This window comes from Paraglaciecola mesophila (assembly GCF_009906955.1).
Taxonomy (GTDB): Bacteria; Pseudomonadota; Gammaproteobacteria; order Enterobacterales; family Alteromonadaceae; genus Paraglaciecola; species Paraglaciecola mesophila_A.
In genome coordinates this window covers 4,717,207-4,742,376 of sequence record NZ_CP047656.1, presented here as the reverse complement: position 1 = coordinate 4,742,376, position 25,170 = coordinate 4,717,207, and the positions used below count along the sequence as shown (strand labels likewise).

Annotated in this window: 26 protein-coding genes; 7 read left to right on the top strand and 19 right to left on the bottom strand. The window is 43.9% G+C overall.

All coding sequences use genetic code 11. The features are described 5' to 3' along the window. Positions 1-519: 519 nt before the first annotated feature. From FX988_RS20365 to FX988_RS20335, 7 genes are all read right to left on the bottom strand, one after another. Complete coding sequence (locus tag FX988_RS20365) at positions 520-783, bottom strand: Txe/YoeB family addiction module toxin (protein WP_160181891.1); 264 nt, start codon at positions 781-783, stop codon at positions 520-522. Beyond that, a complete protein-coding gene (locus tag FX988_RS20360; protein WP_160181890.1) occupies positions 776-1,030 on the bottom strand; it encodes a type II toxin-antitoxin system Phd/YefM family antitoxin in 255 nt (84 codons plus the stop codon). Before FX988_RS20360 ends, FX988_RS20365 begins: the two co-directional genes overlap by 8 nt. A gap of 200 nt (positions 1,031-1,230) precedes the next feature. Further along, entirely contained in the window at positions 1,231-1,653 is a 423-nt protein-coding gene (locus FX988_RS20355; RefSeq protein WP_160181889.1) for a plasmid pRiA4b ORF-3 family protein, read from the bottom strand. 173 nt (positions 1,654-1,826) lie between these two features. Further along, on the bottom strand, positions 1,827-2,060 hold the full coding sequence (locus FX988_RS20350; RefSeq protein ID WP_044056436.1) for a DUF6429 family protein: 234 nt from the start codon (positions 2,058-2,060) through the stop codon (positions 1,827-1,829). Between the two features lie 143 nt (positions 2,061-2,203). After that, entirely contained in the window at positions 2,204-2,500 is a 297-nt protein-coding gene (locus tag FX988_RS20345) for a HigA family addiction module antitoxin (RefSeq protein WP_160181888.1), read from the bottom strand. Next, the gene (locus tag FX988_RS20340; RefSeq protein ID WP_160181887.1) at positions 2,500-2,778 is read right to left on the bottom strand and encodes a type II toxin-antitoxin system RelE/ParE family toxin; all 279 of its coding nucleotides are present in this window, start codon (positions 2,776-2,778) and stop codon (positions 2,500-2,502) included. Before FX988_RS20340 ends, FX988_RS20345 begins: the two co-directional genes overlap by 1 nt. Positions 2,779-2,929: 151 nt before the next feature. After that, on the bottom strand, positions 2,930-3,310 hold the full coding sequence (locus tag FX988_RS20335; RefSeq protein ID WP_254700672.1) for a hypothetical protein: 381 nt from the start codon (positions 3,308-3,310) through the stop codon (positions 2,930-2,932). A 1,517-nt stretch (positions 3,311-4,827) separates the two neighbouring features. Here FX988_RS20335 and FX988_RS20330 point away from each other — a divergent pair. Then, a complete protein-coding gene (locus FX988_RS20330; RefSeq protein WP_160181886.1) occupies positions 4,828-5,895 on the top strand; it encodes an integron integrase in 1,068 nt (355 codons plus the stop codon). Positions 5,896-5,964: 69 nt separating this feature from the next. Here FX988_RS20330 and FX988_RS20325 read toward each other — a convergent pair whose 3' ends face one another. Both FX988_RS20325 and FX988_RS20320 read right to left on the bottom strand, forming a co-directional pair. Continuing rightward, the gene (locus tag FX988_RS20325) at positions 5,965-6,816 is read right to left on the bottom strand and encodes a hypothetical protein (protein ID WP_160181885.1); all 852 of its coding nucleotides are present in this window, start codon (positions 6,814-6,816) and stop codon (positions 5,965-5,967) included. Positions 6,817-6,828: 12 nt separating this feature from the next. Beyond that, the gene (locus FX988_RS20320; protein ID WP_201751611.1) at positions 6,829-7,284 is read right to left on the bottom strand and encodes a potassium channel family protein; all 456 of its coding nucleotides are present in this window, start codon (positions 7,282-7,284) and stop codon (positions 6,829-6,831) included. A gap of 237 nt (positions 7,285-7,521) precedes the next feature. Between FX988_RS20320 and FX988_RS20315 the strand changes: the two genes are divergently transcribed. After that, complete coding sequence (locus FX988_RS20315; protein WP_160181884.1) at positions 7,522-8,070, top strand: lysozyme; 549 nt, start codon at positions 7,522-7,524, stop codon at positions 8,068-8,070. 167 nt (positions 8,071-8,237) lie between these two features. Here the strand turns inward: FX988_RS20315 and FX988_RS20310 are convergent, their stop codons facing one another. From FX988_RS20310 to FX988_RS20285, 6 genes are all read right to left on the bottom strand, one after another. After that, positions 8,238-8,975, bottom strand: a complete 738-nt coding sequence (locus FX988_RS20310; protein WP_160181883.1) for a HugZ family protein — start codon at positions 8,973-8,975, stop codon at positions 8,238-8,240. A gap of 32 nt (positions 8,976-9,007) precedes the next feature. Then, complete coding sequence (locus tag FX988_RS20305; RefSeq protein WP_160181882.1) at positions 9,008-9,796, bottom strand: ABC transporter ATP-binding protein; 789 nt, start codon at positions 9,794-9,796, stop codon at positions 9,008-9,010. Between the two features lie 5 nt (positions 9,797-9,801). Continuing rightward, entirely contained in the window at positions 9,802-10,893 is a 1,092-nt protein-coding gene (locus FX988_RS20300; protein WP_160181881.1) for a FecCD family ABC transporter permease, read from the bottom strand. Further along, positions 10,883-11,797 (bottom strand): heme/hemin ABC transporter substrate-binding protein, encoded by a 915-nt coding sequence (locus FX988_RS20295; RefSeq protein WP_160181880.1) that lies wholly within the window; start codon positions 11,795-11,797, stop codon positions 10,883-10,885. The genes FX988_RS20300 and FX988_RS20295 overlap by 11 nt, the downstream gene beginning before the upstream one ends. Positions 11,798-11,917: 120 nt before the next feature. Further along, on the bottom strand, positions 11,918-13,042 hold the full coding sequence (locus FX988_RS20290) for an HmuY family protein (protein ID WP_160181879.1): 1,125 nt from the start codon (positions 13,040-13,042) through the stop codon (positions 11,918-11,920). A gap of 26 nt (positions 13,043-13,068) precedes the next feature. After that, positions 13,069-15,069, bottom strand: a complete 2,001-nt coding sequence (locus FX988_RS20285) for a TonB-dependent receptor plug domain-containing protein (protein ID WP_160181878.1) — start codon at positions 15,067-15,069, stop codon at positions 13,069-13,071. A gap of 376 nt (positions 15,070-15,445) precedes the next feature. Between FX988_RS20285 and FX988_RS20280 the strand changes: the two genes are divergently transcribed. After that, positions 15,446-16,624, top strand: coding sequence for an aminotransferase class I/II-fold pyridoxal phosphate-dependent enzyme (locus FX988_RS20280; RefSeq protein WP_160181877.1), 1,179 nt, complete (start codon positions 15,446-15,448; stop codon positions 16,622-16,624). A 239-nt stretch (positions 16,625-16,863) separates the two neighbouring features. On the opposite strand, the gene FX988_RS20275 is transcribed toward FX988_RS20280, so the two are convergent. Together FX988_RS20275 and FX988_RS20270 are read right to left on the bottom strand one after the other, a co-directional pair. Then, complete coding sequence (locus FX988_RS20275; RefSeq protein ID WP_201751610.1) at positions 16,864-17,022, bottom strand: hypothetical protein; 159 nt, start codon at positions 17,020-17,022, stop codon at positions 16,864-16,866. 55 nt (positions 17,023-17,077) lie between these two features. Continuing rightward, positions 17,078-17,800 (bottom strand): hypothetical protein, encoded by a 723-nt coding sequence (locus FX988_RS20270; protein WP_160181876.1) that lies wholly within the window; start codon positions 17,798-17,800, stop codon positions 17,078-17,080. A gap of 760 nt (positions 17,801-18,560) precedes the next feature. Between FX988_RS20270 and FX988_RS20265 the strand changes: the two genes are divergently transcribed. The 3 genes from FX988_RS20265 to FX988_RS20255 all read left to right on the top strand — a co-directional run bounded on the left by FX988_RS20265 (position 18,561) and on the right by FX988_RS20255 (position 21,553). Further along, complete coding sequence (locus tag FX988_RS20265; RefSeq protein WP_160181875.1) at positions 18,561-19,544, top strand: transposase; 984 nt, start codon at positions 18,561-18,563, stop codon at positions 19,542-19,544. Positions 19,545-19,925: 381 nt separating this feature from the next. Beyond that, positions 19,926-20,576 (top strand): LysE family translocator, encoded by a 651-nt coding sequence (locus tag FX988_RS20260; protein ID WP_160181874.1) that lies wholly within the window; start codon positions 19,926-19,928, stop codon positions 20,574-20,576. A gap of 56 nt (positions 20,577-20,632) precedes the next feature. Continuing rightward, the gene (locus tag FX988_RS20255; protein WP_160181873.1) at positions 20,633-21,553 is read left to right on the top strand and encodes a hypothetical protein; all 921 of its coding nucleotides are present in this window, start codon (positions 20,633-20,635) and stop codon (positions 21,551-21,553) included. 28 nt (positions 21,554-21,581) lie between these two features. On the opposite strand, the gene FX988_RS20250 is transcribed toward FX988_RS20255, so the two are convergent. After that, entirely contained in the window at positions 21,582-22,043 is a 462-nt protein-coding gene (locus FX988_RS20250; protein WP_160181872.1) for an Lrp/AsnC family transcriptional regulator, read from the bottom strand. A gap of 157 nt (positions 22,044-22,200) precedes the next feature. Between FX988_RS20250 and leuA the strand changes: the two genes are divergently transcribed. Beyond that, positions 22,201-23,862 (top strand): 2-isopropylmalate synthase, encoded by a 1,662-nt coding sequence (leuA, locus tag FX988_RS20245; protein ID WP_160181871.1) that lies wholly within the window; start codon positions 22,201-22,203, stop codon positions 23,860-23,862. A 70-nt stretch (positions 23,863-23,932) separates the two neighbouring features. Here the strand turns inward: leuA and FX988_RS20240 are convergent, their stop codons facing one another. Continuing rightward, the gene (locus FX988_RS20240) at positions 23,933-24,856 is read right to left on the bottom strand and encodes a hypothetical protein (RefSeq protein WP_160181870.1); all 924 of its coding nucleotides are present in this window, start codon (positions 24,854-24,856) and stop codon (positions 23,933-23,935) included. Positions 24,857-25,170 lie beyond the last annotated feature (314 nt).

The following is a 25,170-nucleotide window of genomic DNA, read 5'->3' as shown; positions in this document are numbered from 1 at the left end:
GCGCGTGACCGTGTGTGTTTATTCACAAGGTGAAATAGGGTTTTGCTGCCTCTAAAATTGACCAACGAAGAATTAACACAATGACACAGAATAAATTGCCTAAGAAACACACCTAGCACTTAAGTGAAGCAAAGTGAATCACATAGGGAATTAAATGAATTGAACTGAATACACTGAATTTAACTGAATCACGTGGGCGTAATATGTCGCTGTAGGCGGCAGAGCCTCGGATTAGTATTTATGCCACACGTTATAAACATACGAGAAGTCAATAAAAGGCTGAGGTGGAAAGAAAAGGAATCCGAAGTTTCATGTCGCCAAGAGAGAGCTGAACCAAATTAAAAAGGCGGCTATGTGCCATTTCCCGACGGTCATGAATTTTTAATCGAGTGCTCACTGTGGTGGGTTAGCGATCTGTCAATGACTTTTAAATAAGGGACGCATGCACGTAGGGCATAATGGCGAAGCGGCCCACGTGTATTTGTCCCTGCGAGCCGGCGAGCGGCTTACCGCCACCTACTAGTAATGGTAACGACACGAGATAACCGTAATTGCGGTATCATCCACGGCATATACCAAACGGTTGGTGTCATCTATTCTGCGGGACCAGAAACCTGAAAGATGTTCTTTAAGAGGTTCCGGCTTGCCAATTCCATCAAATGGAGAACGCTTAACATCGGAAATTAACTTATTGATACGTTTTAAGGTTTTCTTGTCTTGAGTCTGCCAATAGACGTAACTACTCCAAGCTTCATCAGTCCATGATAATAACCTGTTACTCACCAATAAGTTCTCGCTGGGTCGTTTTTGCCGCTTTAAACTGTGCAATTGAACGATTTAAGTGTTCAGCATTCGCTGGAGAACGAAGTAGATGAACGGTTTCCATAAGGCTGTTGTAGTAATCTAATGACATTACAACAGCATCTTCAGAATCACGGCGAGTGATTACTGTAGTATCTGCATCGTTGATTACATTGTCCAAAACGGCTTTTAGACCATTTCGTGCTTCGGTAAAAGTGACTATTCTCATTTCGCACCTCACTTGTACATTATATGGAACAAGTTTAGATCGGAAATGAGAACATGTACAGGAAGTTGTACATTACTGCACCGTGGCAGCTAACTTTTAAATAAGGGCCGCATGCACGTAGGGCATAATATTAAGCGAAGCGCTGGGAGCCCACGTGTTTTTGTCCCCAGCGAGTGTTAATGCGCTTGTATGATGGCACTCTACATCTCATCCCAGTCAGGATATTGAATTGGTTTTTTACCGTTTTCACTGACAACTCTAGGGTAAAAAGTATCCGGATTTTCCTCAACAGGCTTTTTTCTACTTTTTTTGAGTTGAAATAACCAACTATCACCGAAGTCAAAATAGTAAAAAACCTTCTTTCCTTTGGAGCCTTCCAATAATTTCTCAACACTGGTTTCGTAGATTTCGTCGCTCTGACAGTCAAAATTGGTTGAGGAGCGAGATCTAGGGCTATTGCCGACTATAAATTCATAAAGGTGATCATTTTCAAAATCGACTGCATGCTGAATGGCGAGATGCAACTCCTCCAAGCTGTGATCAATTGGAATTTCTAAGGTACACGACCATGGTTGATCAAAATAAATTCCTTCAAGCAATTTAATTTCAAGAGTTTGGATCATAAATGCTAAAACGTCCTCGTGATATCTAACACTTAAATATGGTGCACAGGCAGGCTATAATGGCGAAGCCGCCTGACTGTTTGTGTCCCAGCGAACTAAGTGAGCGCGTTGATTGGCTTGTAGTTGCCACGCTAATACATCCTAGAGTAACAGTTTAGAGTTACGCACAGTGCTCACTCACTTTTGACGAATAACTTTTTGAAGAGCTCTTCTGATTTTGCGAGACCTTCTTCAGTTAAAACAACAGACTTTGATTTGCCGACAGGGTCGTGAATATAACCTTTTTCATAAAGCCGATCGGTGATACTCCAATCTATTTGTTTCCAGGCCCTACCAAACTTGTCATGCAGAGTAAGGTAAAACAGAGCAAGTGCCGCTTCATCGATTTTATCTTCATCTATTTCCACTGCTGTCTCCATTTTCATATGGCTACTAACTTCTATATAAGGGGCGCGGACATGTGGGCTAAAGTCTGAGCGTAGCGAGTCAGCCCGCATGTTTGCGTCCCAGCCCGCGCAGCGGGCGGACTTGATTTTTTGTTATGCGCATTTTATACCATAGTCATATTATACGGTGAGACATGTAAAGAGCTTTGATATTGTCTTGTTTGCCACAAATCAAAAGCATTTTGCAAACGAAGCCAATGGGCCGCAGAAGGCTTACCGAAAACTAGTTCAAGACGAAGAGCCATCTCTGGGGTAATAGCCCCATTGCCATTAAGAACTTTCGATAATGTTTTACGGCTCACATCTAAATGTTGCGCTACATCAGTAATAGTCAGTTCTAGAGCATCAATAACAAGATCTTTGAGTATCTCACCGGGATGCGCAGGGTTATGCATATTCATTAGTGATAATCCTCGTAATTAACGATTTCAACATCTCGTCCAACAAAGCAGTATGTAACCCTCCAGTTTCCACTTACCCGGACAGACCAAATATCATTTCTGTTACCTTTGAGTTTGTGCATATAAAGGCCGGGTAAATCCATGTCATCAGGTGTTTCGGCTTGATCGAGATTCGACAGAATAAGACGAAGCTTTTTTTCGTGCTTTTTCTGAATTCCTGATGTGGTTCCTTTAGCGTAAAACTTCTGAAGGCCTTTATGTATAAAACTCTTAATCATGACTTAAGTGTAACCTTGAGGGTTACGAAATACCAGCGTAATTTTCTGAGTGCATAACTTTTAAATAAGAGGCGCGGACATGTGGGCTATAATGCGAAGCAGCCCATGTGTTTGTGTCCCAGCGAACGCAGTGAGCGCCAACAGTTGTTTGTTAGCTGCAAACTTGCTTATGAAAATATGCTCTATTGCGATATGTAAGACAAGCAGTTACTGGAATTGGTAGAAACATAGCAATAGCCAGAAGCCAATCCATATATGTTGCAAAAACAGTTGCAGTTAATGAAGCTATACAGCCTAAAGATAGATAAACAATTAAGCGTTTAGGTGGAGTATCTGTTTTATGCGGATAAAGCGTTAGATTGTTAAGTCCAAGCATCCCCCAAAAGCCTAAAAGACCAGCTACCACCAATAGAAATGGAACCAAGGTAGCCATTTGACTTTGGAATATGCCGTAGATCCAAGCGGGACTAAATATAACCCCAAGGGTTAATAAAATCGCGGATGGTCCAAAAGATACAATTAAAACAACCAAATAAAGTATGCTTTCATTCTTGCAGCTAACACCCGCATAACGGGCAAAAACACGTGGGCTACAATATCAGGCGAAGCGCCGGGTGCCCACGTGTTTTTGTCCCCAGCGAGCGCAGCGAGTGTTAATGCGCTTGTTATGTTCTAAGCCACCGAAGTTACTAAACACCATTTTTACCAAAGGCATAACCACAATTACGGCATGTATCATTGGGTAGCTTAAACCGCCTCAACGAATCCACAACCTGGTTTCTTTTACATTGTGGACAGAAGTAATTCAGCGTATTTATCAATACTGCTATAGCGCAAACGAAGCTGCCGATATAAAACGGGTTTGCATAAAAAATGATGCTTGGCGCAGAAATCTGAAAGCCAACGATACAGACGACCAAAGCTAATAACCAAAGTTTAAATTTTCTGCTTTTATTCAATCCACTAAATCCATTTGGAGAACATAACTTTTCAATAATGGGCGCATACATGTGGGGCATAATGGCGAAGCCGCCCCGCGTGTATGCGTCCCAGCGAACGAAGTGAGTGTGTTGATTGGGTTGTTATATGCCGTTTCAAAATAGCCAAACCAATGGGCATAAAAATCAATCATCGCTTCGTCCTTCAGCCCCCGTGTATAGTCCGTTACTTCCGGATTGATCTGCAACGGGTGTGCCGGGCGACGTGTTAGAAAAAGAACTTCTAACAATAAAGTATGTAATGGTTGGTCCGACGATAGGGATTAGCCAATTAATTATTAAGCAAAGGTTCATGGAGCTTTGTTGTTTAAAAAACGCTCCTCTGATACCAATAGCATTAACAAATGCTAAGACCAAGTGTAGACAAGTAAAACCAACTATAAAATAGATAGTAGTCACATGAGTCCCATAGGCATATAACGCCCAGCTAAACGGCGCGAGCTTGCGAGTGTCCGGCAGGCGAAGCCTGCGTATTTGAGCTGCTTGTTATGAGTTGTTTTCACTCGTTGCCTCTTTGTAATCGCGAAGCCCTATAGGAAATGTAACTAAGGTAATGATCAAAAACCCCAGGAAAAACCACGGGGCTTTCTCTGGCTGTATATTACCTTTCAAAAATGGTACAGCCGTATTAGTAATGTAGCCGACTAGTGCAGCGATTGTATAGGAACCAAAAAATAATGCCGCCCACAGCATATTGCCGCGACGCATTAATGCTTGATAGGGGGATAAATCCTTCCGAAGTTTCTTGTCTTGGTGGCGAGATAAAGCTCTACGTGCCTTATGGGACGTCCCTAATTTCCTGAGCTTTCTCATATTAGCCTATGACTCATAACAATTTAATAAGGCGCAACTTGCGCGTTTTTCTACCGAGCTTGCGCTCGTTTTTATCCATACTGCCATGATTATCAAGTTTATGAAAGTCACCGCAGGCGAAGGCTGCATGTAAATAAAGCTAGTCAATTTTAGGACGCAAACGCGCGATTGGGTCGTTTGCTTGAATATGGGGGAAAGGCTGCTATAACTGTATATTTATACATGCAAAGTAAAGATCATGAAAACAAAGTCTCCCTTCCTAAATCACATTACTGAGTTCATGTTGCTAAGACAGTATTCTCCAAGGACTGTCTCTACTTATTTGAAGTGGATCTCTACATTTATTCACTTTCACGGAAAACGTCATCCTTCATCAATGGGAGATAATGAAGTGGAACAATACCTTGAACATTTGGCGCTGAATGCCAATGTGTCACCGCGCACTCAAGCTACTGCATTAAATTCACTATCGTTTCTTTATAAGCATATTATCAAGAATGAACTGTCTCTTAATTTGAATTTTGCCAGAAGTAAACGTCAACCCAAACTGCCCATTGTTATGACGCAGGATGAAGTGAAACGGCTTATGTCAAGATTGAATAAACGTTACTATCTTATTGCTGGCTTGATGTATGGCAGCGGCCTAAGAAGCATGGAGGCTGTGCAACTTCGCGTGCAGGATATCGACTTCGATTATAAGTGTTTAAGGGTCTACAATGGTAAAGGTAAAAAACACCGAGTCGTTACTTTGGCAACGGAGCTTATTCCATTACTTAGAAATCAAATAGCGCAGGTTGATGAATACCTGAGACTTGATATTCAGAATGAGCAATACGCCGGTGTTTGGATGCCTCATGCGCTAGCTAAAAACTACCCTTCAGCGAATAAGTCGCTCCCGTGGCAGTTCTTGTTTCCCTCTCATAAACTCAGCGCAGATCCAGAAACTGGTGAGATAAGAAGGCATCATTTTCATCCTACTTGCATTCGCAAAGCGGTCAAACAAGCTGTATTGGTGGCGGGGTTAACTAAACCAATCACGCCTCATACTTTGAGGCACTCATTTGCTACCCATTTACTACAATCTGGCGCAGATATCCGAACGGTTCAGGCCCAACTGAGCCATTCTGATGTAAAAACAACGCAAATATATACTCATGTTCTTCAGCAGGGTGCAAATGGCGTAGTCAGTCCTTTAAGTCTTTTATATCGATGGGGGACTAACACTATGGCCGCTTTGGCATCGAAAGCGCCTACTCAATTTATAGCGAGCGTACTTCCGATTTATGCTCTTAACAGACTGTCTTGACTGTTCAATCTATTGAATTGGAAAATCTGATACTGTGTGAGCACTGCAATTAACCTACACACTATTCTCTTAACTCGGTGTTGATAACTCAATTCCTTTTGTCATGTAAATATCATCATATTTAAGCCCGCCATTACCGTAAGGTTTATCGAATGGGCCGGTATTACAATTCATTAAAAAGTGAGTGAGTGGCCACTCCCGTTGCATGCGAAATGACGCGTTTTTATACACTAATGTCTGTTCGGGAAACTCACTGCCGCCCTGCAAATACACATCATAGGTCTGTCCGCCCTGCTCTTTAGTGGCGTTGTTAACCACATACCAGATTTGATACCACTGGCCTGGCTCAAGTGGTTTAGCGTCTCGTTCATTCCCCTTAAGATTATGTTTCACATTGGCGTAGCCATCGGGCACCTTGACCATAAGTGCACCGCTATTTTTAAGACCGCTAGACTCGCGTTTATCTGTAACCCTAAGAGTCGCTTCAAAGGCATTGTAATCGTGTTTTTTGATGTCCTCTGGCCCCATATTGCTTAAACCAAAGGCATGATTATTAGGAAAAGCAGCCACATTAATCCGCGTATAAAAAGTGTAAGTTTCACCCACTTCAACGATTTGCGGTAGCGCTTTAAAAGTCAGTGCTTTGCGATTGCCTACTATTCCTGCTTGTGCAGGCTTTTTTAGCAAGTAAGCATTGCTGCTGCCATTGCGAGTTTCAGTAAGGCGCTGTGTGACTTGCGGATTGGCAACAAAGGGCTTGGTGTCATTTTTGGTATCCGCTTTTATCCACGAGGCAACACTGTCTGTGGCTTCAAAATTATCGATCAGTAACCAGTGATTGAACACCAAGGTATGCGCAACACTCTTTGTGCAAACAAATACGTTAAACAAACCAATCAAAATATAGGGAATCAACCGCATAAATTTCATCCTTTATTCGTCACGAAAGTCATTACCTAAGCCATCAGTGGTATGCCAATGACGCTGCATCTCGAAATATAAAAATGAAGCCGTCCATGTTATCAGTACCAACCCAGTTAACGATTCAATGCCGGTTAAATAACGCAAGGCCCCTAACGGCTCAATGTCGCCAAAGCCAACCGTGCTATACACAGTAAAGGAAAAGTAAGCACAGTCCATTAATGAGCCTTCAAAATTACCAATAAGCGTGCCCCACCCCTCAAGTTTATGCATAACATAGTAGGCAATGGCAAAAATCCAAATTTCGCAAATATGAGCCAGTAGTGCACCGAACACACCAAAAACAATACGGTAACTATGCCTAATTCGCATGCGAGGTAGAAAACACATTATGCGATGTAAGAATTCATAATGCAGCATGACCGTAGCAGCCACCAGCAAGGTATTAATAATTAATATGTAAATCATTTCCGGTGTCCAGCAGTGATTTTTTAAATTGTTATTTCAGGCGTTTTGATGTCATCTTTATTCATCTGCCGAGGTCAGTTTAACACTAAATAAGGCAAGCATTTTGTGACTGAAAACAGAAAACTTGCAAAATAATAACGAGCGGTTTTACTTAATAGGCAAATAATACCAATCGCTAGCGAGCAGCGAATGCAGGGAACCTATATTCAGCGCTAGTATTATTAAATAAGGACATTTATGAAAATCCATTTACTGTATCGCCTAATATTTTCAGCCGCGGTCTTACTTAGTGGTTGTGCAACTCAGAAAACTAGCTCTGATCTACCTAGTGATGCACCGCCTCTCACGTCATCAGCGCAAGGAGCCACTAACCAAGCTTGCATCGACATTATTAAACAGTCAGAGGGCGTGCGCCTAACAGCGTATCGTGGACCAGCAGGCCATTGGTTAATCGGATATGGCCACAAAGCTGGAGTCAAGCAAGGCATGGAAATTAATGCCCCTCAAGCAGAAGTACTCCTTAAAAACGATTTACTAAAAATAGAAGAACAAATGGGCAAGATGGTAAAAGTGCCTGTTAACAACAATCAATTTAGCGCGTTAGTTTGCTTAGGTTACAACATCGGCATGGGTAACTTGTACAAATCCACCTTATTGCGTTTGCTTAATAAAGGGGATTACGCTGGCGCTAGCGAGCAATTCAGTGTTTGGCGCAAAGCTGCGGGTAAAGTAAATGCTCACCTTGTTCAGCGCCGTGCAAAAGAGAAAAGCTTATTTGATAAGTAAGACTATACGGCCAAATGCACTAAATACATTTGGCCGTATTGTGTGAATACACGCTTGGCGCAAGGATCGTCAAAACATACCGCGCGCTATCAAGTTATTTTATATAAGTGCAAACATATAAATACACATGCAGGTGCATATAAAATCAAACCTACAGCGAGTGCGTTTTATTCGTTCACTGCCGCCGGCGACAGGTTTGCTCTTGCGGTATGGGTTGCCGCAACTAATTGTTCACGAATAGTTTGTGCATTCAAACAAGGCTTTTCAAAGGGAAAATAGACTACCTTTTCATCTGCCTGTATATGCGCCCCTTCATAAAATGCAGACAACATGGTCAGCTTCTTGGCCTGAATACCGAATTGGTCCTCGACTATTAATGCCATCGCATCTTGATGATCTTGATTCATGTGCTCGATGATCCCATTGCTAACACTCTGCCAATCAACGCCTTCAATGTTAGATTGCCAATGCTCTTTGTTGATCCAAAAAATTTTGCCAAAACCGCCTATATAACGAATGCGTTCTGGTTTTATTTGGTAAAAAGAGAAGTCGTGGGTTGCTCTATAGTCTTTCGCCCTAGGAAATAACGCCAAGTACTGCTCCGCTAAATGCGCATCCTCTACTCGCACAGCATCACCCAAAAAGGTCACTCGACCATTCGCTTGGGAGTCATCTTGCAGGGTATCAAATATTGTCATCGAAACCTTAGGGTTACCCTTGATGTTGCGTGTATGTTGGGCTATTTGGCTAATATAGGTCACTAAATTACCTTCTGGGGTCATGTAATAAGGCACCACAGAGCCAAAGGGATAACCAGCAACAGACTGTGAATGGGTACTTAGTACACCACTGTGTTGCTGACGCACAAGCGTTTTAGCATCGAATATATATTCATCTATTTTCATTTTTTCTTCCTTTATTCAATAGGTTGACACCATCAGTGGGTAATAAAAGGCACACTGTTGGCTTGTGGAATTAAGGTCGGTTTTACCCCAAAGCACTGCTGCAAATTTTGTTCATTGATCACATCACTTACCTGCCCCTGCGCAAGGCAACGCCCGTTAGCTAACAGAATCACCTGATTAGCGTAAGGCAACACCAAGTTCATATCATGACTTACACACATCACGCTTAACCCTTGTTGACAGAAACCTTTGATGACTTCCATCATGGCTTTTTGAAAACGAAAATCTAGCGCAGACGTAGGTTCATCAAGCAACAAGAGCTTTCCTTCAAAGTCATGGGCTTGCTCAGGTTGATTGGCATTAGGTAATAGCTGTACAAGTGCTTTGGCAATAAACACACGCTGACGCTCTCCCCCTGACAAGGTTCGTACATCTCGTCCAAACAAATGGCCAATACTAAGTTGCTCCGCCACTTGGCAGATCAGTTGCGTACTTTGTACCTGTGTTTCCTTTTGGTTCATGCGCCCAAGTTGCAATACCTCTTCAGTTAAAAAAGCGAACTGCACTTGATTATGTTGATTAACAAAGGCCCGCTGCGTTGCCAATAACTTGGTATTCCAGTCGCTTATTTCCAGCTTGTTAAACGCTACTCGGCCGCTGTAGCGGGTGTGCAAACCGGCAATACAACGTAACAAAGTGGATTTTCCACAGCCATTTTCACCTATCACGGTGGCAAAATCGCCACTTTTCAGGTGAATGTCTAGCCCTTCAAGTAACGGTTTGGTTTCGTGATATAACGCGATTTTTTCAAGTTCAAGCATGTCAGTTACCCATTTACGCCTGCTGATTTTTGCTTAGCAAGCAGATACAAAAAGAATGGGGCCCCCACAGCAGAGGTTACAATGCCAATGGGAATTTCCAGTGGAGGAAATAAAGCGCGCGAGGCCGTATCAGCGGCTAACATCAATATAGCTCCTAGCAAACCACACGCTGGCATTAAGTATTTGTGGTCCGCGCTAAAAATACTGCGTGCCATATGCGGAACGACCAAACCTACAAAACCGATAATCCCGCACAGCGCCGTGGCTAGTGCGACAGAGAACGCCACCAACCAAAGAATAAGTCGTTTATATTTATTCACCTCAAGCCCCATACACTGGGCTTCATTCTCACCCAATGCAAACAGATTAAGGGGCTGTCGTAAATGCATGTACAGGCCAACAATCGGTACACTTAAAGCACCTACAAACAACACTTTTGACCAAGTCACCCCGCCTAAGCTGCCCATGGTCCAATAGGTTATTTGTCTTAAGGCATCATCGTTTGCCATGTAACTAATGGCACCAATGTGTGTACCAGCTAAGGCATTCACCGCAACGCCTGCCAAGATCAACGAAGAAATTGCCATACCCGCTGGCGTACGAGCGACGATTAACACAATCCACACAGCTAACAAAGCCCCCATAAAGGCACTAAGGGCAATCAAGTACTGCCCAGAGACTTCGAGCTCAGGAAAATGATTGATCACTGCCAACGCGGTAGCAGCGGCAGCAGCAGCCCCTCCTGAAATACCGATTAGACCGGGATCTGCCAACGGGTTTCGCACTAAGCCTTGCATGGCACAACCAGACATTGCCAGTAGTGCACCCACACACATAGCCATGACCATACGCGGTGCGCGTAATTCAGAAAAAACGTACCACTGTAAATACTGCTCTTGTGAAAGCCCTTGCTGCTGAAACTTGTGGGATATCACATCAAGTAATATGCCTGTTGACTGTTCAAAACTGCCAGATTGCATCCCTAAAAGAAGAAGCAAGCCCGCCACTATTGAACCGAATATAAATCCGCGCAGGTGTTTTTGGCGCCTAGCACTCAAGCTAAGCTGCAAATTTACGACAGCGGCCTTATTTTGCATGGGCAAGTTCAGGTGCATAAAAAGTAGCGGTTTGCTGAATGATCCGTTTCAGCGCGTCTGGGTAACGCGGTGACAACCCCAGCGCACTGCTGCTTTCCATCGTGCTGATTACGCAGTTGCGCCCTGCATTAGTCGCTTTAAGGGCAGGATGCTGGCACAAACGAGCTAAGGCATTAGGCTCTTTAGCCCGGTGGCTAGCAACAAAAATAATATCTGGGTTGGCCGCTAAAATAGACTCGTTATCCATGACTTTATAATCGGGTAAATTGCGCGCCACATTGACTAAGCCTGCGTCATCAAATAACGCTTGAGGAACAGTATTTCCCCCCGCAACAGTTAGCCCTCTGTCACTATCAGACATCACAAACAGGGCGCTAATTGGCTGCTGATTTTGAGCTCGCGCCTGTGCTTCGGATTTAAGCTCAGTCACTTGTTGGCCAATATGAGTATTCAATGTACGGGCTTCATCTTTGGCGTTGAGCAACCGCCCTATTTCGCTGATCATATGTTGTAAACCGTGTAAATCCCGCTGCTCATCGAAGATATGCACTTCAACTCCTGCAGCCGCAAGCTGCCCTGCCAATGTGTCAGGGCCCGTAGCCTGTGCACCTAATAAATGGGTAGGTTGAAAGCGAAGAACGCCTTCCGTGCTAAGCTGACGAAAATAACCGAGCTTAGGCAAAGCAGCGGCTGCCTTAGGAAACATACTTGTGCTGTCTGTTGCCACGATATTTTGCGCTTTACCCAAGGCATAAATGACTTCAGTAATACTGCCACCGGAGGCAATAATTCGCATCTTTTGAGTCGTTTCTTTGCTAGGTATACCTGCTGCATTGTCAGCATGAACCGGAGCCTGCAACAGCGCCGAAGTGAGAAACAGAATAAAACTAAGGTACTTGTACATGGTTGTTCCAATAAACAGTCAAAATGTAACCTGTTTCCGCCGTTAACACCGCTGATTTAGCCCTATGAGCCTGCGAAATCAGCGGCGTTTAACCAAACGAAAAAAGTTGATATAAACGAATTATTCGCTGGCTAGTGCGTCAAAACGGAAGCTGTAATGACCCGAGGTACCAGCATCATCGTAGTAACTGGTAATTTGCATCTTATAGGTGGTGTTATTATTTTTAATTAAATACACACCGTATTGCGACCACAATAAATGTCCACCATTTAGGTTGTACTGATACCAAGGGTTCGCATCGAATGCCAATTCCTGTGTAATATCTGGGGTAAAGCCATAAAACTGCACTGCTTCACTGTCGATAGCTGTATAGCTGTTGTCCTCATCGACCAAGGCGGTTGCATCTTCGGCGATGTGTATATCAAATTCAGCTCCCGAAATGTCATCCACGGTTGTGCACGCCAACGTGATATCCCAAGCATCTGTGGCTGACATCACTGCGCCTAATCCAAAATCAATGTAGATGTCATCAGTACAATCAGCAGTGTTGATGGTCAGGGCAGATTCTGCTCCAAACTCAGTATCACCCGCTAGGGTGTCTTGTATGGCTACCCCAAAGGTAATTGACGATAGGGTTCGTCCCTGTGTGGCTAAATCCGTGACGCGAAATTTAGTGTAAGCCTCATCTGAGTCAACAATAAAATAGCGGTCGTCGTTGGCAGTCACCACGTGAGTTGTCAGGTCGTAATCATAGAACTTATCTCCAATCACACTTTCTTCGCTGTCACCAACAAAACTTGTCTCCTCGGGAATGTCCGTCGCGCTGACGGCGAGATAATCATCTAATTCAGAGTCTGCATCAGCATTCAAAAAGCTATCGACGACCACAGCGCCTGTTGCATCATAAAAATCGCTATTTACATCAGTGAAAAAGGCCCCAACGCTGTTTTCGCTGTGAGTATTTAAATACACTTTGGTGCGCTGAAATGCGATATCCCATACGCTATTTTCAGCCGCTTCTTCATCAGTTAATTCAAGCGCAGCGCCCGTGTCTAAATCAAAATACACACGCATTGGCTCTGACGTAGTACCCGTGCTGAACGGTCCTACTATTGTGCCCTCCTCTACTACTGGCGTGGTTGGCTCAGTAGGAGACGGCTCAACACTGTCGCTGCTCGAGCTTGAACCACCACAAGCCGTCAGTAGCATAACGGCACTCAAACTAGCGAGATAACTGATTTTCATGGATTTTTCCTTTTGTTAAGTGTGTTTTAATAGAATTGATAACTAACGCCGACAAAAACTCGCTGGCTAGAAAGCGGCCTAACATCGAGTAAGCCTTGGGCGATAGCGTCACTGTCTTGGTGTTCGTCAAAGAGGTTGTCGATGCCAGCATTCCACTGCCATTGCTGGTTAATACGTTGATTCACGCTCAGATTAACGCTGAGCCAAGTGTCTTTAGCCACGCCAGTTTGTGTACTGCTAGGGTGTTCCCCCGCTTCGTACACGACATAAGCCAACGCATTGATGTCATAGGGTAGTTGCAAATTCACATTGGACTTAATTTGATGTGTAGGGCGATCTGCTAAGTCGTTATCGTCTCCGTCTGTGGCATGCAAGTAACTGTAGCTCAGTTGATAATCTACTTTTTGCCAGCTAAGTTTGAGCGACAGATCCCCCCCTTTCATATAGGTTCGGTCGACATTTTCATAGCGAGAAATAAGCAACCCAGTTTGTGCAGATGCTTCGACATCGGTCACCGTGTTAATGAAGTCCTTAGCTTTAGCGTAATGAATATTCGCCCGTAAAGATAAACGAGGATAGGCACTCGACGTATTGTTTGCACCGAACAAGCGCGCACTACTACCATGGTAACTAAGCTCAATGTTGCCGCTTAATGCAGTCTCTGGGTCGAGATCCTCATTTCCTAACACCATATAGCCTAAGTTACTGTGGTCGAAGACATAAAAGCGCTCTTTCAGAGTCGGCACACGGTAACTCTGCCCAGCCCCCACCCGCAATTGCCACATACCCTTCTTATCTTCGTTAAGCGCGAACAAACCATTTACGCGTGCTGCCGAGTGCACGCCAAAATCACTGTCATTTTGTACGCGCACTCCGGCGACTAATTCATGTTCCCCGTACAACCAACTGGCCTGAGTGTATCCTTCAACACTATCACGGCTTTGATCGTCCACTTCAACTGTGCCCGGTACACTTGGGCTAGTGCCTTGCTTAACTTGATACAGCTCATCTCGATGGAGTATCAAGCCTGAAACAAGCGCAGTTCCAGCCAATTGCCATTGGTATTGGCTGTCTATTTCTGCCAACGTAATTTGGGCATCCCGTAAACCATTCGAATCGCCACTGGTTTCATCGTGCTGTAGGTAGCGACCGTTAATTTTCCAGACTTGGCTTTTGCTTAGGCTCACGTCGTGTTGCCATTGTTCGACGTCTGACAGGTAGCTAATATCACCTGATTGGCCTGGAATGGCGTAGCGCAGCTTTGTTTTCTCATCACTGAAATAGCGTGTTTTTAACGCTAAGTGAAGATCATCGACGTCTCTGGCTAGGCTTAGATTAACAAACGACTTATCTGTACTAGGGGCACTTTGCGCAAAGGTATTTTCATCGTAATCAAAGCCTGGATCATCAATTTTTTGTGCGCTAACACTTCCCTGCCAGCCCCTAATATTGTGATTAATGTCTAGCTGATACAAGCCCGCCACATCACCAGAATCGATTGCGTTCTGGGTATAACTGCTTGCTTGGTAACGAAATTTCCCACTGTTTTGGGTTTGCTTGCGAGTGATAACATTGATCACACCGCCCATGGCCGAACTGCCATACAGCACAGATGCAGCCCCCCGCAACACCTCGATTCGCTCAATGTTCAAAACACTGATTTGATCTAAATCTACTGATGAACCAGTGGGCGAGATAAGCGGCTGGCTATCCAATAGGACTAATACGTGATCGCCATCAAACCCTTGCATTTGAACGGTGTAACCGTCTTTTTCATTGCGCTTTGTAACCACGCCAGGAATGAAGTTCAATGCACTGGCTAACGTGCCATGACTCACTTGCTGCAATTGAGCGCCGGTGATCACGTCTATAGACACTGGGCTCTGTGACTGAGCTAGCTCTGTACGCGTACCGGTAACAACCATTCTTTCTAAGGGTGCATTTTCGATTTTGTTTCCAGACAAAGACTGGGCGTGTGCGCTGGTATTGAGCAATATCAGGCAAGGTATGATGGGTTTAAGCTTCACGTTAAATATCTACTACAAATAGTAATCGTTATCATTTGCATTTTAATTTGTCATAAATACATCCCACTGGTCAAGTAATTTGTAAACATTTTGATCACCCGGCTAAATACTATGCTCGCTAAAATCTCCGCTTAACGAGTAGATATATACCCTCGCCAAATTGATGATAAATTTAGTGTCAAAAAAGTCATAAGTCATATTTCACAGTGCGAAAATCACGATAAGAGGTGGGTCTGGCAAGAATGAGCAGTACGCTTTTGTGGCTGGATATTGAGTCGTTTGGATTAGCACTTTAATGCTGCGCTATAGCTGTAAAAATGGCAGAATATATGTCTTACATTTTTACTATTTTGTTCAATAAATCGGGTTGTATCATTTGAAATATTCACAGCGTGCGCAGGCTATCTCACCTTTTTTTGCTATGGCGTTTGGCGCAAAAGCCGCCGAATTAGAAGCACAAGGTCACCATGTGGTGAAGTTAAATATCGGTGAGCCTGATTTTGGCGCCCCACCTGATGTTTTGCTTGCTATGCAAAACTTAGCAATAACATCGCCCCTGCCCTATACATCAGCTTTAGGTTTGCCCGAGCTACGTGCTGCCATCGCTGGTTTTTATAAAACAGCTCACAATCTGGATATAAACCCCAACCGAGTGATCGTTACTGCTGGGGCCTCAGCCGCTTTGTTGCTGTTATCAGCCGCCTTTGTAGATGCCGGTGACAACGTGATCATGGGTGACCCGTCTTATCCTTGTAATCGCCAGTTTATAAAAAGTTTTGGGGGCGATGTTCAATTAGCGCCCACAACCGCCGAATCGCGTTTTCAACTCAACATGGCGTTGCTTGAAAAACACTGGCAAAAAGGCACCCGCGGCTTAATGTTAGCCACACCATCAAACCCAACGGGTACGGCGGTTTCCCCTGATGAATTACGCGCTATGTGTGAGTTCGCCAAAAGCCGCGGGGCTTGGCGCATTATTGACGAAATTTACCTTAATTTGCATCACGGTGAGCCTGATTATCAGCCAGTGACAGCCCTTTCATTTGATGATGAAGCGCTTGTTATCAATAGCTTTTCGAAGTATTTCGGCATGACTGGCTGGCGATTAGGATGGTGCGTAGTCCCAGAACAAGCAGTACCGATAATGGAGCGCATGGCGCAAAACTATTACATTTGCCCATCTACGTTAGCGCAAAAAGCGGCCCTAGCCTGCTTTACCCCAGCCTCAATTGCCGTGTGTGAATCACGCAGAGCCATGCTGAAATCACGTAAAGAATTGATTTTAAAAGGGTTAAAGCGATGCGATTTACACGTACCGGTACAACCTGACGGCGCTTTTTATGTGTACATCGATGTTCGCCCTACCGGCCTCAGTGCCATGGACTTTTGCGAGCGAGCGATACAAGAAGCCCATGTTGCCTTAACACCCGGTAATGATTTTGGCGAACACCAAGGGGATCATTATGTGCGCTTATCTTTCGCTTCGGCAGAAAGTGAGTTAACCGAAGGCCTACAAAGATTAGAACGCTTTATGCAAAGATTGAAAAACACATAATACGGTTTGTGAAGCTGGCAAGAAATACCTTGTAGTGGCCAGCATCGGCCCAACAGTGAGAAAATATAGATTTCGACCCAAGCTGGCAGGCGGCTAAAAAAGCGAGGGGCAATCACTGACTTCGCTTAGCTGTAAACCGAACAGAGCGATGACTTAACGTAGCTCTGAGCGTATTGGTACTAACACCTTTTTCATGAGGATTTTTATCTCGGGTGTCTGTGCTTTTATTGAAAATAATCTTAAAAGCCAGCAACAGTATTAGCTTTATCTTTGCTCTCACATTTAAAAGTGAAATCGACTTTTCTGAATTTATTAAAGTCATCGGCATTGCTATCCAGACTGCTAAGCACACCTGTATCAGTTTCAGTGCCTTCCATTAACTTTGCGATTACAGACATACTTTAGGTACCTAACGCCAAGATTTGGGACGAAATAAGTGACAACAGTGTATTGTTAGCTGTCGACACACCTCACTCTGATAAGAGCACCATTTCTTTTAAGTAGCTGGCTTCCATGGTCTGTATTTATTAATAGATCACCGCTTAAAAGTTTGAGACTGGACTTTGGCGCTCCGATTAAACCGTGGAGCTTTTCTATTTCAGGCTTCCCTTGAACAAAATGTACGAGATAGATCGCGCCATTATTGCTCATCATGTGACCTAAGCCTTCTGTTATCACATATCCAAAACTGAATTTGTATATATCCTCAACATTCATATCCTGGAGAATCTGAACTTCTCCACCTTTATCTATAAAAACTAGCTCGCCCCCAAACTCACCTCTTGAATCACCAGCAAGTAACCCATACTGTGTTTCAAAAACAACAGGAGCAACAATATCGTGTGTTGTTATGTGATTTTTCGCTGATCGGTATTTTTCTCGGTAGTATCTCATCCTGTAAACAACTTTAACTCTGAGCTGGTTTGCTAGTTCTTTGTTCAAGCTTAGTTGAATAGGCCTTTCATGCATCACAAACTGTTTGTGAAAATCTAATAGTTGTTCGCCTGTAACTTTCTCTACAGTGGCTCTATGTCTTACATCATCCTTGAAATAGCTTTTCTCTGGTTCAAGCTGGATAGCTGTACTCTCGTCAAAAGCTGGGCAGCTAATTTCCTCATAATATGAGTTCGAATGAGAATAGAACGACACTAAAAAAAGAATTGATAAAAGTCTCATAGTTTTCCAGTGGCTAACACTTCGAATATGCGGTTTGGCGGCGCCTTTCTGACAAATCCGTCTTTACTTTTTGTCATATGACATTTCACTCATGTTATTAATTTTCAACAGGAACAGCGCTTAAATCTAACGTCTCCTATCCGGATCGTGTCACGACTGGCAGAACGCCTTCAAATCTTTGGGCTGCTTATCTCTGCTGGTTGCCACGAAACTAATTCGTCTTTTATTTGATCTTCCCGATCTGGAAAAGCTTGTTTAACTAGATTGGCTAGAGCTTCTTCTAGCTCTGCAATCGAATATTCTGAATAAAGAGGTTCCGTTGACTAAGCTCACCTTGTCACCTAACACATATTATCAAGAATGCCGCATATGCAATTTCTCAAATTTATTTTAACCTTCGTCATTCTCAACACTTGCCGTTTGATAAAACGGATTGTTCTCAGGCCATAAGCGCTAAAAAAGCATTGAGCAACAAATGCAAAAGACGACTTTTATTTATCCTATTAATAAACGATGTGAAAAATATTTTCCACGGTTAAATTCGTCACTTAGTATTTTTGAGAAGAGCGAAGTGAGACCAGACTTAATTGTAAGGAAGATTGGCATTGTCGCAAAATCTAGAGCCTCTTTGGCTCCCCGCATTTGCTTAGCTGTTCTCTTTAAACCACAGTAAAAAGAAAGACACCCATAATAAAAATGGTCAATTTTCAGGGCTGAACTACACTTAATTCATGTCTCATTCTTGTCAGGTAGGCTACACATGCCTCAATCTCGAAAAAGCCAAATTAGTTTAATCGATACGCCTTATTACCATTGCGTGTCCCGCTGCGTTCGCCAATCTTATTTATGTGGTTCGAACCAGCTTACTGGGCAAAGTTACGAGCATCGCCGAGGCTGGGTAGAAGAGCGTGTATTATTTCTAGCAACCGTATTTTCCGTCGACATTTGTGCCTATGCAGTCATGAATAATCACACGCATGTGGTGCTATGTGTAAATCAATCTATGGCGGATACGTGGGATGCTGATGAAGTGTTGAGGCGCTACCACAAGCTACACAGAGGCACATTGCTGACTCAGAAGTTTGTTAACGGCGATACCTTGAGCCAAGCCGAGCTACTCACCTTTGATGAAACCGTTGAAACCTATCGAAAACGTCTTTACGACATAAGCTGGTTTATGCGTGATTTGAATGAGTATATTGCCCGTCAAGCGAATAAAGAAGACGGCTGCACCGGTCGTTTTTGGGAAGGGCGATTTAAGTCCCAAGCACTACTAGATGAAAGTGCTGTGCTTGCGTGTATGGCGTATGTAGATTTAAACCCCATTCGCGCAAAAATGGCAAAAACACCTGAAACGTCAAAGCACACCAGTATTAAAAAACGCATTCAAGCCGCTAAAAATCAACAATCACCACCGAGCGTTTTAATGCCCTTTGTGGAAAATCATCGTGAAGATATACCAAAAGGTATTGCGTATTCGCTCAAAGACTATTGCGAGCTCGTTGATACCACAGGTCGTTGTATTCGCGATGATAAGGCGGGTTATATCGATAACACTCACAGTCCTATTCTACAAAGATTGGGACTAGACGCTGCTCAATGGTTAACGTTAACTACCGAGTTTGAAAAACACTTCTGCTACGCTGCTGGTGCGGAGCAAATGATGAATGCCTTTAAGCGCCATACTCATCATCAACGAATACGAGGAATGAGCAAAGCAAAAGCACTGTTAAAGCGCGCTTAAGCCCCACAAACAAGACAACCTTTACATAACCTGTAAGGTAGACGCTTGTCTAAAAACTGACTTTGCGCACCTTTTCATACCTCAACGTTCAATATTTCAGTGAAAATTCTCGATCGTTCAGAGCAAAAGTATCCTGCCGCTTGTTTAGGGTCATTCTCCGGTCTAAGAAAACGAGCCTTTTATATAATTCTAAAAATGGGTGTCTTTATAGATAGGTGTCTTTATAGATATTGTTGACTCCTGAGTGCGGTGAGCCAGCGCTATGTAACCCATTTTATTGACTGGTATGTTCGTGAGGGATTCGATTACATTGTATGTTGTGCTATAAGGCTAACTCTAGATTTTTATCCCGCTATCATTAGCAATACTCGAGATAAGTAGATGCACATTTTGAATTTTGAAGCCTTCTTGCTGGCTATCACTTTGCTGACCCTAACACCTGGAATTGATACCGTGTTGGTGATCAAAAACTCGAGTCGCTCTGGAGGGCGTGACGGCATGGTGACTAGCCTTGGCATCTGTCTTGGTTTGTTTGTGCACGCAACCTTTTCAGCAGTCGGTATTTCGGCGATTTTATTGCAATCGGCTGAGCTTTTTATGGTCATAAAATGGATAGGCGCTGCATATTTAATTTGGTTAGGCTTTAACGCCCTTAAAGCGGCGTTGACCAATAATGCAACTGTCGCCATTGATGCCAGCGGCGTAAAAGTAGCAAACCTAACTCGCTCGTTAAAAGAGGGCTTTTTATCTAACGTACTGAATCCAAAAACAGCGGTATTTTATTTAGCGTTTTTACCCCAATTTATTGACCCTCAGTATTCTCCTTTATTACAAGCGATGAGTATGGCCGCGATACATTTTACCATTGCCATGGTGTGGCAATGCGGGTTAGCTGGTGCGGTTAGCTCAGCTAAGCGTTTATTTGCAAGTGATACCGCCATGCGCTGGATGGAAGGCGTCTCTGGCAGTGTGCTGGTATTACTGGGCACCAAACTTATCTTCGATGATTCCAACCTGAAACCCCAATCGTAGGCATGTATGACAAACCTCTGTTACGCTCAGCGTCAATCCTTCAAAGGTACGTTCTAATGCGCCGCTTATTAATTTTGTGTGTGTCTTGTCTGATATTGCCTCTATATGCACAGACGAAAGCGCCATCTAAGATGGAACTACTCGCCATGGAATATGCGCAAGTGGTAGGCCAAATTGAACTTATCAATGTGGCAATTGCACAAGTCAATGCTCGCTGTGAAACCAGCTTCACAATCAATCCAGAGTTTTTACCTGAGGTAGACTATTTATTGCGTAAAAATATGGATTACGGCTTCAACGAGTTTGTCGCTTGGATGGAAAGCGCAGCACACACTCGTATTCAGGCCAGGCAAATGGTTGATGAACTCATAGCAGAGCATGGTGGCTGTGATGCTACGGCATTAAACCACTGGTTTCGTTTTCTTTCGGCTGCAAACGAACGGGAAAACCTCGCGTTTTTACGCCAAAATCACATGCTAATTGGTCTGCCAAAAATCCCTCGTAGTGAGCAAAAAATTCAGCGAGCTTTTGCGCAGAAAGTCGAACATTATCAATACTTACCCTACCAAGAGATCCGTGATTTAGCGCAAGCGTTAGACCAAGGCAGTTATCGCTATTCGTTACTGAGTTTGTCTCAATCGATCACAAAAGATAGTTTTAAAGCGCAAACATTGTGGCAATTCGCTATTGATGAATTCGCCAAGCCAGAGGCCTACTATGCCCTTGGTAAATCCTTGCAAAGCCACGCTAAAGACAAAGCCTTAACTGCCTTCACTCAGTCTGCGGAACAAGGGTATAGCGTTGCAGAAATATGGTTAGGTACATATTACGCGTGCAATAGAGATATACCTCAAGCCTCAATCTGGCTCGAAAAAGCCCAAAAAAATGGCGCTGATTCTGACTATATCGACGATATTTACGCAGAAATAAACGAGCTTGGCACCCCAACCAACTGCGTGGATGGCTGGGTATATTGAGCCTTACGTAAACAGCGTATAAATCGCGTTACACTGGTAGTGATGTTTTATTCACTGGCGATTTAAGCACAAACGATGAATGCACACCGCTGACCCCGTCAATACGCGTGAGCTTGTCGAGAAGAAATTGCTGAAAATCGTCCATATCTTTAACTATCACTTTAAGCACATAATCCGCCGCTTGGCCGGTGATCAAATGACACTCCAGTACTTCGCTAAACCCCATCACACTTTGCTCAAACCTGGCAAATCGTTCAGGGGTGTGTTTATCCATAATAATTTGAATAAAAGACAGCAAATTTAACCCCAGCTTACGCGCATTGACCAACGCCACGTAGCCATCTATCAAGCCACTCTCTTCTAGTTGACGCACCCGACGCAAACACGGTGAGGGTGATAAGTTAATCGCATCAGCAAGCTCCTGATTTGAGACCCTCCCACGCTGTTGAATAATTTCAAGAATATGCCGATCATATTTATCAAGTTCCAATGTAACAACCCTTTAAAGCTATAGTTATCAAAAACCCACATTTTTTAGCAATATTATTGCCAAAAGAAATTAAAATACACAGGTTTTAGCAATTATCTGCGCTTAGCTCTGCGTTACCCTTACACACCTTGTTTATCTTAAAAGCCGGAGCGCAAAAATGATCAGCCAACCACATACTAAATATCAACGCTTTGAAGGGGTTAGCTTACCTGATCGCCAATGGCCGAATAAACACATCACCCACGCGCCTATTTGGATGAGCACTGATTTACGCGATGGTAACCAAGCGTTGATCGACCCAATGTCGATTGAAACAAAGCTACGCTTTTTTAAAGAGTTGGTGGCGATTGGCTTTAAGCAAATTGAAGTGGGCTTTCCGTCAGCTTCGGACATCGATTTTAATTTTGTGCGTTTGCTTATCGAAAAAAATCACATTCCAGATGACGTCACCATTGAAGTGCTAGTGCAAGCCCGCTTCGATTTAATAGAACGTACAGTGCAAAGCTTACGCGGCGCGAAGCAAGCTATCTTGCATATGTACAACCCAGTCGCCCCTGCCTTTCGCGATATTGTGTATAAAACCGATAAAGCAGGTGTTAAACACATCGCCACCCAAGGGACTGCATGGGTAAAAGCGTTAACGGCCCAAGCACCAGAAGTGGATTGGACTTATCAGTACTCGCCTGAAGTATTCTCAAGTACAGAAATAGACTTCGCCAAAGAAGTGTGTGATGCAGTGGTAGAGGTATGGCAACCGAGCGCTGATAAAAAAATCATCATTAATTTACCTGCCACAGTGGAGATGAACACCCCGAATACTTATGCTGACCAAATTGAATGGATGCACCGTCACCTTAACCGCCGAGAGCACATTGTATTGAGTGTTCATCCTCATAACGATCGCGGCACAGCGGTGGCCGCAGCGGAACTTGCCGTGATGGCAGGAGCAGACCGAGTGGAAGGCTGTTTATTTGGCAACGGCGAACGTACCGGTAATGTGGATTTGGTCACCCTTGCGATTAATTTATATACCCAAGGAGTAAACCCCGAACTGGACTTTTCGAACATTGACAAAATTCGCAACCTAGTCGAAGAGTGTAATCAGTTGCCTGTGCATCCTCGTCACCCCTATGCAGGGGAATTGGTATTTACTGCATTTTCAGGCTCCCACCAAGACGCAATCAAAAAAGGGTTGGCGGTGCAAAAAGCGGATGAACTATGGCAAGTACCCTATTTACCCATTGACCCAGCTGATTTGGGTCGCAGTTATGACGCAGTTGTCAGAGTGAACAGCCAATCAGGTAAAGGTGGCGTAAGCTTCTTACTTGAGCGCGAAGGCGGTTTGCAGTTACCACGTAAGCTTCAGATTGAATTCAGTAAAATAGTTCAGCAACACAATGACACCAGCGGCAAAGAAATGAGCGCATCGGAAATTGTAAGCTTGTTTGAAACGACTTATTTACGCCAACCAGATTGGGCGGAGTTCATACAATGCCAAATCAACACCATTGAGGGTAACCAACAGCAAATCGATATTCAATTGAAAGTACATGGAGAGCACGTCAATATTAGTGGTGTGGGTAATGGACCAATTGATGCAGCATGCCATGCCGTTAGTCAATACACTCAGACCCCACTTGAGATTGTCGACTATCACGAACATGCTATTGGCGAGGGTTCAGGTGTTACCGCTGTATGTTACCTAGAACTTAGAACAGATAACACGACCACACGCTTTGGCGTAGCAAAAGACAGCAATATTATGACCGCTGCGATAAAAGCTATATTAGGAGGCATTCACCGACAAGTGACTCACTAAGGGTGATACCGATCTTTTAATGAATGACCTTAAACAGGGTCAAGCCCTGATTAAGGCATAGGCAGAAAACTTATTCGATCGTTTTACGTAACAACACGACATTATCGAGGACCAAATTTGACGACCAAATAAACTGCGCGTCAGCGTTTTGGCTATCAAAGATAGTGGTAAAGTTGGTGTAAGCTCTCTTGTTATCTACCCCCACCGTTTTATTAGAAAATGTGGTCGCGTATGGCCAAATGCTATCGTCAAAATCAGCGCTCATCCACTGGGGAGGAATTGCCCAATGTGCCGCCGAAAACTCGGAACCGTCACGAACACTTGTCACGGCGCATCGAGAGCTGTCACGCATTTGTCCTTTAACTGTTAAACAGTTGCGTACCTGTAAGGGCGCAATGTAAAACGTCTGTGCTTTCCATGAACTGTCCGTTAAGGCAACCGTTTTACCTTTTGCGTCTTGGATATGCGCGACCAAGCCGCCGTCTCCAGGATGGTAATCGGCACCTCGATTATGTTCTGATCCTAAGCCTAAGTTCTCTTCCCAATCGATCATTTTAACCGCCACTGTCATGGGGCGACGGGCTTTAAAACGAACTAGATTGGAATTAAATGGGGTAAAAGGAACAGGATCAACCGCCAGTAGCGTGCCGTTAACATACAATTCAAAGTAGTTATCCGCAAAAAGGTACATCACGAACTCTTCTTCCCCACCAGCATCAAATACAGGCACTGAAGCAGGATCTACTTCCTCTAAGCTGGCATGGGTATTTCCATTACATTCGTTATATAAATCCGCCGCTTTTGGCGCACTATCAAAATGATTTTCACCTGGCACGACCCATTCACTACCATCTTCTGCGGTGATTGTGCCCATTCTACTGATGCGCGCGCGCGGGCCGCAATCAAAAAGCCCCTCGTTGGTAGTTTTGCCTAATCCTTGGGTGAAACTAGGGGCTTGGCTGTTAGCAGCAAAAGCAGATGCTATATTCATCATACATAGCACTACTAGGCTGCAGAAAAATATCACATGGTTACTTTTTAGTGCGTGGAAATTCGCTCTCATTTTACGTCCCTCAGATAATGTTAGATTCAGTCATCCAGCGTGCGACGATAACAGGGGTATTTTACCCAACAGCGTGAGAGGAACAATATCAATGGCCACAAGTTTTGCAAAGTTAAAGTAAATGTTCGTCAATGAGATTGCATGAAATAGCGTGCATAATGCATCATGTGGTAAATACATGAAGTCCGTCACGTTTGAGCAACAGATGGTATGTCGTAGGTCTGCTGTTTCCACAAAAAACCACG

Coding starts and splice junctions, on each gene's coding strand:
- FX988_RS20330 (WP_160181886.1), top strand. CDS start 4,828: ATGAAAACAAAGTCTCCCTTCCTAAATCACATTACTGAGTTCATGTTG.
- leuA (WP_160181871.1), top strand. CDS start 22,201: ATGATCAGCCAACCACATACTAAATATCAACGCTTTGAAGGGGTTAGC.
- FX988_RS20305 (WP_160181882.1), bottom strand. CDS start 9,796: ATGCTTGAACTTGAAAAAATCGCGTTATATCACGAAACCAAACCGTTA.
- FX988_RS20310 (WP_160181883.1), bottom strand. CDS start 8,975: ATGAAAATAGATGAATATATATTCGATGCTAAAACGCTTGTGCGTCAG.
- FX988_RS20355 (WP_160181889.1), bottom strand. CDS start 1,653: ATGATCCAAACTCTTGAAATTAAATTGCTTGAAGGAATTTATTTTGAT.
- FX988_RS20260 (WP_160181874.1), top strand. CDS start 19,926: ATGCACATTTTGAATTTTGAAGCCTTCTTGCTGGCTATCACTTTGCTG.
- FX988_RS20300 (WP_160181881.1), bottom strand. CDS start 10,893: ATGCAAAATAAGGCCGCTGTCGTAAATTTGCAGCTTAGCTTGAGTGCT.
- FX988_RS20325 (WP_160181885.1), bottom strand. CDS start 6,816: ATGCGGTTGATTCCCTATATTTTGATTGGTTTGTTTAACGTATTTGTT.
- FX988_RS20295 (WP_160181880.1), bottom strand. CDS start 11,797: ATGTACAAGTACCTTAGTTTTATTCTGTTTCTCACTTCGGCGCTGTTG.
- FX988_RS20270 (WP_160181876.1), bottom strand. CDS start 17,800: ATGAGACTTTTATCAATTCTTTTTTTAGTGTCGTTCTATTCTCATTCG.
- FX988_RS20340 (WP_160181887.1), bottom strand. CDS start 2,778: ATGATTAAGAGTTTTATACATAAAGGCCTTCAGAAGTTTTACGCTAAA.
- FX988_RS20265 (WP_160181875.1), top strand. CDS start 18,561: ATGCCTCAATCTCGAAAAAGCCAAATTAGTTTAATCGATACGCCTTAT.
- FX988_RS20290 (WP_160181879.1), bottom strand. CDS start 13,042: ATGAAAATCAGTTATCTCGCTAGTTTGAGTGCCGTTATGCTACTGACG.
- FX988_RS20360 (WP_160181890.1), bottom strand. CDS start 1,030: ATGAGAATAGTCACTTTTACCGAAGCACGAAATGGTCTAAAAGCCGTT.
- FX988_RS20345 (WP_160181888.1), bottom strand. CDS start 2,500: ATGAATATGCATAACCCTGCGCATCCCGGTGAGATACTCAAAGATCTT.
- FX988_RS20315 (WP_160181884.1), top strand. CDS start 7,522: ATGAAAATCCATTTACTGTATCGCCTAATATTTTCAGCCGCGGTCTTA.
- FX988_RS20320 (WP_201751611.1), bottom strand. CDS start 7,284: ATGATTTACATATTAATTATTAATACCTTGCTGGTGGCTGCTACGGTC.
- FX988_RS20240 (WP_160181870.1), bottom strand. CDS start 24,856: ATGATGAATATAGCATCTGCTTTTGCTGCTAACAGCCAAGCCCCTAGT.
- FX988_RS20275 (WP_201751610.1), bottom strand. CDS start 17,022: ATGTCTGTAATCGCAAAGTTAATGGAAGGCACTGAAACTGATACAGGT.
- FX988_RS20255 (WP_160181873.1), top strand. CDS start 20,633: ATGCGCCGCTTATTAATTTTGTGTGTGTCTTGTCTGATATTGCCTCTA.